Raw genomic sequence first — 746 nt, 5'->3', positions numbered from 1 at the left:
CAGATGGCCTTGCTTTTTTTATGATTTTCATTGAAGATTGTACTTGCTAAAATCGGTCTTGCTGTAAGGTCAGTGTACAGGTTATTCACTAACGCCCTACTGAAGTGGTACCGGAAAGGTACTGGAGATGTACTAGAGAGCTACCAAATAGGTACTAAGGCCAGTAGCTTAGTTGCGAACTTGAAGGAGACAGTTGGTGAAGCACTGTACTCCAATGGGCGAAGCGTAGATCAAGCGTCCGTAATGCGTTGCATATGCATAGATAAAGCATGGATAGTGCGTAAAACGGTACCCGTTTACACACTACTAACGCACTATCAACGCTTTATGTATGCTTCATCCATACTTGATCTATACTCTAAAGGTACTTTATTTCAAACGGGCGTTTTTAAGCATATGAAAATCTTAAGCTTGGTTAAGGTGTGTTTTTGCTTTAATAGGGCTGTAAATCGCTTAAAACTCCCGTTAAACAACATGTTAAGTAGTATTCACGATGCTGTCAGTGTGTGGGTTGTTTATGAGTTTCGAAAATTGATGGGTATTTCTTTCAACGCATTGAAGAATATAAGGATTTATTCTTTACTAGTCCTTATGTTTTTCAATCTTCTTGATTGTTTTTTAATGGAATTGAAGAGCATCAGAACTTATTCGCTATTAGTCCTGATGGTTTCTATGTTTAGTTTATCAGCCTTCCAGACCGGGCCCCGCAAGGACAGCGGGGCTGATGGGTTATCTCATCTTATGGC

The 746-nt window shown here is 39.8% G+C and carries 1 protein-coding gene; it reads left to right on the top strand.

What is annotated here, in order from left to right; translation table 11 throughout:
• Window positions 1–474: 474 nt before the first annotated feature.
• The coding region (locus L950_RS34710; RefSeq protein ID WP_231577864.1) for a hypothetical protein at window positions 475–746 on the top strand (272 nt) is incomplete at its 3' end.

Source organism: Sphingobacterium sp. IITKGP-BTPF85 (assembly GCF_001006065.1).
In the GTDB taxonomy this organism is placed as follows: Bacteria; Bacteroidota; Bacteroidia; order Sphingobacteriales; family Sphingobacteriaceae; genus Sphingobacterium; species Sphingobacterium anhuiense.
This window is presented reverse-complemented; position numbering and strand designations above follow the sequence as displayed.